Below are 7,756 nucleotides of genomic sequence, written 5' to 3' on the forward strand. Positions count from 1 at the left end.
CTACGAGAGCGAGACGTTCGTGGTGTTCACCGGCACGGCGTAGATCTCCTCGATGTCGCCGGCGAAGTCGGCGAGGATCACGTTGCGCTTGATGCTCATCTTGGGCGTGAGGTGACCGCTCGCCTCGGTCCACTCGCTCGGGAGAATCGTGAACTTGCGGATCGATTCGGCGCGCGACACCGATGTGTTCGCCCGGTCGATCGCGCGCTGCACCTCGGCGCGCACGGCATCGTTCTTCGCGGCATCGGCGAGCGACATGTCGGCGGGCAGGCTGTTGTTAGCCAGCCACGTCGGCAGCATCTCGGGGTCGAGCGTCACCAGCGCCGCGATGAACGGCTTCTGGTCGCCGACGACGACGACCTGGCCGACGATCGGATTGGCGCGGATCGGGTCTTCCAGAGCGGCGGGCGCGACGTTCTTGCCGCCGGCGGTGACGATGATCTCCTTCTTGCGACCGGTGATCGTGAGGAAGCCCTCGTCGTCGAACGCCCCGATGTCGCCGGTCTTGAACCAGTCGCCGTCGAACGCGTCGGCGGTCGCCTCGGGGTTGCGCCAGTACTCCTTGAACACGTTGACACCGCGGACCTGGATCTCGCCGTCGTCTCCGAGGCGGATGCTGACGCCGGGGATGACGGGGCCGACCGTGCCGATCTTCGACTTGCGGGCCTGGTTGACCGTCGCGGGCGCGGTGGTCTCGGTGAGACCGTAGCCCTCCAGGATGGTCACCCCGAGGCTGTGGAAGAAGTGTCCGAGCCGGGGGCCGAGCGGCGCCGAGCCCGAGACCGCGAAGGCGATGTTGCCCCCCATCGCGGTGCGGAGCTTGCTGTAGACGAGCCGATCGAACAGCGCGAACTTGATCTTCGTGCCCAGCGGGACCTTCTTGCCCTCCTGCTTCAGGCGCGAGTGCTCGACGGCGGTGTGCGCGGCGGCGCGGAAGATCTTGCCCTTGCCACCGGCTTCGGCCTTCTGCTCCGCAGAGTTGTACACCTTCTCGAACACGCGCGGCACGGCGAGGAGGAAGGTCGGCTTGAAGGAGCCGAGCGCAGGCAGCAGCTGCTTCGTGTCGGGCTGGTGCCCGGTCTTCACGCCCGCGTGGATGTCGAGGATGGAGATGAATCGCGCGAACACGTGGGCGGTCGTGATGAACAGCAGGGTCGATGCACCCGGGGTGGCGAAGACCTCCTGGTTCGACAGCGTCGCGTTGCGGGTGAGCTCGACGAAGTTGCTGTGGGTGAGGACACAGCCCTTGGGGCGGCCGGTCGAGCCCGACGTGTAGATGAGCGTCGCGATGTCGGCGCCGTTGGCGATGTTGCGGCGCCGTTCGATCTCGTCGTCGGTGACGCCGGCGCCCTCGGCGATGAGCCGGTCGAGGTCGCCGCTGTGCATCTCCCACGCCGAACGGATCAGCGGCAGCTCGTCACGCGCCTCCGCGAAACGGGCGGTGTGCTCCGGCGATTCGGTGATGAGCGCGATCGCGCCGGAGTCGGTCAGGTTCCACGCGATCTGCGCCGTCGAGCTGGTCTCGTAGATCGGCACCATCACGGCGCCGGCGTAGAACAGCGCGAAGTCGACGAGAGTCCAGTCGTACGTGGTGCGGGCGATGAAGCCCACCTTGTCGCCGGGCTCGATGCCGCCGGCGACGAATCCCTTGGCGAGCGCGATGACCTGCTTCTGGAACTCGGCCGCGGTGATGTCGCGCCAGCCCTCGCCATCGGGCACCGCGAACAGTGCGCGGTCGGGCGTCGCCTTGACGCGCTCGACCAGCAGGTCGGTGATGTTCGCCTGCGGATCGGCGGGGACGATGGCAGGGACTTCGAACTGGACCACGGCAGCTCCTTCGGTACCGGACGGATGAAATCTCGGGTGGATCTCATCCGAGTCTAATCGGGCGTCACATCGCGTTCGGTGGCGGGTGTGGACGAGGAGTGCCTGGATAGACTTCAAGGCGCTGTCGTGCGTGCGGCGGCCGGAGAGGGAGATCGTGCTCAAGGTCGGTATCGACATCGGCGGAACCAAGATCGCGGGAGGCGTCGTCGACTCCGACGGCGGCATCGTCGAACAGCTCCGCGTCGACACCCCGACCGACACGGCAGCGCTCGCGCAGGCCGTGGTCGACATGGCCCGCTACTTCCGGGCGACGCACCAGGTCGCCGCCGTCGGCGTCGCAGCCGCGGGCTTCATCGACCGCGACCGCGCGACCGTCATCCACGCGCCGAACATCGCCTGGCACAACGAACCGCTGAAGGCCACGCTCGAGGACGGCATCGGCCTGCCGGTCACGATCGAGAACGACGCGAACGCCGCCGGCTGGGCGGAGTTCCGCTTCGGCGCCGGGCGCGACGTGGAACACATGGTCATGCTCACGATGGGCACCGGCGTCGGCGGGGCGATCGTCCTCGACGGCAAGCTCTTCCGCGGCGGGCATGGCATCGCCGCCGAACTCGGCCACACGCGCTTCATCCGCGACGGCCTGCTCTGCGGATGCGGGCAGCACGGCTGCCTCGAGCAGTACGCGTCGGGCCGCGCGCTCCAGCGCGAGGCCGGTGAGATCGCCGACGCGGGCGGGATCGGCGCCGCCCTGGCGGCCCACCGCGCCGAGCACGGCTCGATCAGCGGTCCGGCCGTCTCGCGGCTGGTGCTCGCCGGTGACCCCGGCGCCGCGGAGGCCCTCCGCCGCGTCGCGACCGCGCTCGGTGAGGCGTGCGGCGGCTTCCAGGCGGTGCTCGACCCCGAGCTGTTCGTCATCGGCGGCGGCGTCGCCCAGCTCGGCGATGCACTGCTCGAGCCGATGCGCCTGGCGTACGAGCGGTCGCTGCCCGGCTACGGCGACCGGCCGATCGCGACCTTCGCCATCGCGCGACTCGTCAACGACGCCGGGCTGATCGGCGCCGCCGACCTCGCGGGCACAGAGGCGTAGCGCGATGTTCTACTGGCTGATGAAATACGTGGTGATCGGGCCGATCGTCAAGGCGATCTGGCGCCCGTGGATCGTCGGCCGTCGCAACGTGCCTGCGGAGGGCGCCGCGATCCTCGCCAGCAACCACCTCTCCTTCATCGACTCCGTGTTCCTGCCGCTCATGATCGACCGGCCGATGGCGTTCCTCGCCAAGAGCGACTACTTCACCGGCAAGGGCCTCAAGGGCTGGGCCACCCGGATGTTCATGAAGGGGACCGGTCAGATTCCGATCGATCGCACCGGCGGCAAGGCATCCGAGGCATCGCTCAACACCGGCCTGCAGGTGCTGGGCCGCGGCGATCTGCTCGGCATCTACCCCGAGGGCACGCGCAGCCCCGACGGCAAGCTGTACCGCGGCCGCACCGGCATCGCGCGCATGGCCCTCGAGGCGCACGTCCCAGTGGTGCCGGTGCTGATGGTCGACACCGACACGATGATGCCGATCGGCACGACGATCCCACGGATCGTGCGGGTGGGCATCGTGGTCGGCGAGCCGCTCGACTTCTCGCGGTTCGCCGGCATGGAGGGCGACCGCTACATCCTGCGCTCGATCACCGACGAGATCATGGTCGCGCTGCAGCGGCTGGGCGAGCAGGAGTACGAGGACGTCTACGCGTCGACGGTCAAGGACCGGCTCAGGAAGAAGACTCGCTGACCGCCCGGCGAACGGGCGTCACGCGGCGCCGGCGCCGACCTCGCCACGGCTAGACTCGAGGGATGCTTCAGCAGCTCGACGCACTCGACCACTGGCGGACCCTGCCCATCAAGCAGCAGCCCCAGTGGTATGACGCCGAGGCGGCGGTTGCGGCATCCGCAGAGCTCGCCACACTGCCCCCGCTCGTGTTCGCCGGTGAGGTCGACAACCTGCGTGACCGCCTCGCCCGTGCGGCGTCGGGCCGGGCGTTCCTGCTGCAGGGCGGCGACTGCGCCGAGACCTTCGCCGGTGCGACCGCCGAGCAGATCCGCAACCGCATCAAGACGGTGCTCCAGATGGCGGTCGTGCTCACGTACGGCGCGTCGATGCCGATCGTGAAGATGGGCCGCATGGCGGGTCAGTTCGCCAAGCCCCGTTCGAGCGACACCGAGACGCGCGGCGACGTCACGCTGCCGGCCTACCGTGGCGACATCGTCAACGGCTACGACTTCACCGAAGGCTCGCGCCAGGCGGATCCCCAGCGACTGCTGAAGGGGTACCACACGGCGGCGTCGACCATCAATCTGATCCGCGCCTTCACAACGGGCGGCTTCGCCGACCTCCGCGAGGTGCACTCCTGGAACAAGGGCTTCGCACAGAACCCCGCGAACCAGCAGTACGAGCGTCTCGCGACCGAGATCGACCGTGCCATCAAGTTCATGGAGGCCGCCGGTGCGGACTTCGACGAGCTCAAGCGCGTCGAGTTCTACACCGGCCACGAGGGCCTGCTGATGGACTACGAGCGGCCCATGACGCGCATCGACTCGCGCACCAACACGCCCTACAACACCTCGGCGCACTTCCTGTGGATCGGCGAGCGCACGCGGGATCTCGACGGCGCGCACGTCGACTACTTCTCGAAGATCCGCAACCCCATCGGCGTGAAGCTCGGGCCGACGACCACGCCCGAGACGGCGCTGGCGCTCATCGACAAGCTCGACCCGAACCGCGAGCCCGGCCGTCTCACGTTCATCACGCGCATGGGTGCGGGCAAGATCCGCGACGCGCTGCCCCCGCTGCTGGAGGCCGTGCGCGACTCGGGCGCCACCCCGCTGTGGGTCACCGACCCGATGCACGGCAACGGCATCACCACGCCCACCGGCTACAAGACGCGTCGCTTCGACGACGTCGTCGACGAGGTGCGCGGCTTCTTCGACGCTCACCGCGCCGTCGGCACCTTCCCGGGCGGCATCCACGTCGAGCTCACCGGCGACGACGTCACCGAGTGCCTGGGCGGCTCCGAGCACATCGACGAGGCCACCCTCGCCACGCGCTACGAGTCGCTCTGCGACCCTCGCCTGAACCACATGCAGTCGCTCGAGCTGGCCTTCCTCGTCGCCGAAGAGCTCGAGAAGCTGACCGCCCGCGCCTGACACGAAAGAAGATCCCGGATGCCTCGGCCGAGGCATCCGGGATCTTCTTGTTCTGCGGTCAGAGCGCGGCAGCGATGCGCAGCGAGATCACGGTGCCCCGGGGCTCCATGTCGCCGGGATCGGGCTTCTGCGACTCCACCTGCGTGAACGGGTCGGGGAAGGCGTCCCAGCGGTCGTCGTAGTCGATCGAGAAACCGGCATCCTCCGCCGCCTGGCGCGCCTCGGCGAGCGTCATGCCGACGAGATCCGGTACTGCGAACAGCGGGGGACCGGTCGACACGACCAGAGTCACGGTGTCGCCCGGCGCGAGCCAGCCGCCGTCCTCCTTGCCGATGACGCGGATGACGCGACCCTCGTCGACCGCGTCGCTCGCCTCGGTCTGGCTGGGGTCCGCGACGACCAGGTTGAGGCCCTCGAGGGTGCTGCGCGCCTTGCCCTCGCTCTCGCCGGAGACGTCGGGCAGCGGGCCGAGCGACACCTGCAGGCGGGCGCTGTCGCCCTGGTGCACGGTGCAGCCATCGATGCAGGGGACGTCCTGCGAACCGTCGTCGGGTGCGCCGGCGGGCCGGACGGAGGCGCCGATGACCGTGCCCGCGGCGGCATCTGTGAAGAACGTGGCGCTGTCGTCGGCGACCGAGACGGACTGCGCAGTGAAGGCGGACCGGGCATCGGCCTCCGGCATGCCGGCGAACGATGTGAAGGTCGCCTCGGCGGGTCCGAGCGAGACGAAGACGTTGACCTCGGAGGCCTTGTCGATGCGTGTTCCCTGCGGAGGATTGGTGCGGATGACCTGCCCCGCGGAGACCTCGAGGCTGTTCTCGCCCTGCTGCACGGCGACGAGCGAGTCCTGCTCGAGTCGCGCGGACGCCTCCTCGAAGGTCATGCCGGTGACATCGGCGACGGCGACCAGGGATCCGGGTCCGGAGCCGAACCACCACCCGAGGCCGCCCGCGAGAGCCGCCAGCAGCAGCACGAGCACGATGAGCCAGGCGCCTCGCGAGCGGCGGCGCTGCGTGGCGCGGCGAAGGCGGCTGGCGTTGTCGACCTCTTCCATCGCGGCGGTGGGCCCGGTGGGCGTGCCCGGCAGCACGGCGGTGAGCTCACCTGTGGCCGTGGCGTCGTCGCGCACGATGCCGATCGGACCGGTGCGCGCGACGACGGGGGAGATGCCGAGCTCGCGCTCGATGTCGCGCAGGCGCTGCAGCATCTCGCGCGCGTCGAGCGGGCGCTCATCGGGCGACTTCTCGGTCGCCCACAGCACGAGTTCATCCAGAGGCTCGGGCACGCCCGGATTCTTGACGCTCGGTCGCGGTACCGAGTCGGTCGCGTGCTGGAACGCGATCTGCATCGGCTGCTCGCCCTTGTAGGGCTGTTCACCGGTGAGCATCTCGTAGAGCATGATGCCGATGGCGTAGATGTCGCTGCGCGCATCCGCGGTGCCGCGCGTGACGAGCTCGGGAGCGAGGTACGCGATCGTGCCGAGCAGCTGCGCGCCCGACGCGGTGTTCGCCGTCGTCGCGCGGGCGAGCCCGAAGTCGCCTATCTTGATGCGGCCGTCCTCGGCGAGGAGCACGTTCTCGGGCTTCACGTCACGGTGCACGATCCCGGCCTTGTGCGCGGCGGCGAGCCCTGAGAGCACGGCGTCGAGGATCGACACCGCCTGCGGCACGGTCAGCCGCCGCTGCTCGCGCAGCAGCTCGCGCAGCGTGATGCCCGGCAGGTACTCCATGACGAGATACGCCATGTCGCCGTCCTGGCCCTGGTCGAACACGTTCACCACGTTCGGGTCGGCCAGCCGGGCGGCGGCTCGGGCCTCCTGGATGAACCGGCTCTGGAACACAGTGTCGTCGCTGAGATGGCCGTGCATCACCTTGAGGGCGACGCGCCGCTCGAGGCGCAGATCCGTGGCCACGTACACGGTCGCCATCCCGCCGCGGGCGATGCGAGCACGCACCCGGTACCGGCCGTCGACGAGACGGCCGATCAGCGGGTCCGTCTGCTGACTCGTGCTCACGCTGAGAGTCTACGGACGCGGGCCTGCGAGGAAGCGGAGCGCCTCACCCCGCGAGATCGTAATGTGACGCTTCCGGATCGCGACGCTGCCGTGTATCGACGTCAGCCGAGCGCCGCGAGCCACGAGTGCGCCGACGCCTCCCACTTCGCATACGCGTCGGGGTAGGCCGAGATCTGCACCGCCTGGGCGGCCTGCGTGAACGTCAGGCCCTCCCATCCGGGGATGTCGAGGAGGCCGCGCGTGCGGGACCCGTTCGGGTCGCCGGAGCCGCCGAAGAAGGCGCGGGTCGCGCGCGCGGCATCCTGCACGTCCGCCTCGGTGCCCCAGCCGTAGCTCGGGCGCTGCTGGAACAGGCCGAGCGAGTCGCGATCGCCCCACGTCACATTGCGCAGCGACGATTCCTGCATCGCCGTGCCGAGGGCGATCGCGATGCCGCGGTCGGAGACCCCGAGCTCGCGGCCGATGCGCACGATGAGCTGCGCGTTGGCCACCTGCTCCGAGGTCAGCCCCGGAACGGAGGAAGCGGCTGCCGGGATCTTGAGGGTCTGGCCGGGATAGATGATCGAGGACCGACCGAGCCCGTTGGCGGACAGCACGGCATCGATCGTCACGCCGTACCGCTGCGCGATCGCGGTGATCGTGTCGCCCGCCGAGATCGTGTGCGTGCCGGCGGCCGGCGCGCTCGGAGCGGGAGCCGGCGCGGGCGCCGGCGCCGGCGC

Annotated in this window: 6 protein-coding genes; 3 read left to right on the plus strand and 3 right to left on the minus strand. The window is 69.7% G+C overall.

The features are described 5' to 3' along the window. Window positions 1–1,827 (minus strand): AMP-dependent synthetase/ligase, encoded by a 1,827-nt coding sequence (locus VIP82_RS15250; RefSeq protein WP_331910080.1) that lies wholly within the window; start codon window positions 1,825–1,827, stop codon window positions 1–3. Between the two features lie 154 nt (window positions 1,828–1,981). On the opposite strand from VIP82_RS15250, the gene VIP82_RS15255 reads away from it, so the two are divergent. The 3 genes from VIP82_RS15255 (at window position 1,982) to VIP82_RS15265 (ending at window position 5,023) form a co-directional block, all read left to right on the plus strand. Next, window positions 1,982–2,917, plus strand: a complete 936-nt coding sequence (locus VIP82_RS15255; protein WP_331910082.1) for an ROK family protein — start codon at window positions 1,982–1,984, stop codon at window positions 2,915–2,917. A 4-nt stretch (window positions 2,918–2,921) separates the two neighbouring features. Next, complete coding sequence (locus VIP82_RS15260; RefSeq protein ID WP_331910084.1) at window positions 2,922–3,611, plus strand: lysophospholipid acyltransferase family protein; 690 nt, start codon at window positions 2,922–2,924, stop codon at window positions 3,609–3,611. Between the two features lie 62 nt (window positions 3,612–3,673). Continuing rightward, complete coding sequence (locus VIP82_RS15265) at window positions 3,674–5,023, plus strand: class II 3-deoxy-7-phosphoheptulonate synthase (protein WP_331910086.1); 1,350 nt, start codon at window positions 3,674–3,676, stop codon at window positions 5,021–5,023. Window positions 5,024–5,081: 58 nt separating this feature from the next. Here VIP82_RS15265 and pknB read toward each other — a convergent pair whose 3' ends face one another. Together pknB and VIP82_RS15275 are read right to left on the minus strand one after the other, a co-directional pair. Next, a complete protein-coding gene (gene pknB / locus VIP82_RS15270; RefSeq protein ID WP_331910088.1) occupies window positions 5,082–7,037 on the minus strand; it encodes a Stk1 family PASTA domain-containing Ser/Thr kinase in 1,956 nt (651 codons plus the stop codon). A gap of 101 nt (window positions 7,038–7,138) precedes the next feature. After that, window positions 7,139–7,756: LysM peptidoglycan-binding domain-containing protein (locus VIP82_RS15275; RefSeq protein WP_331910090.1), on the minus strand; the 618-nt coding region annotated here is incomplete at its 5' end.

The organism is Microbacterium sp. (genome assembly GCF_036566905.1).
In the GTDB taxonomy this organism is placed as follows: Bacteria; Actinomycetota; Actinomycetes; order Actinomycetales; family Microbacteriaceae; genus Microbacterium.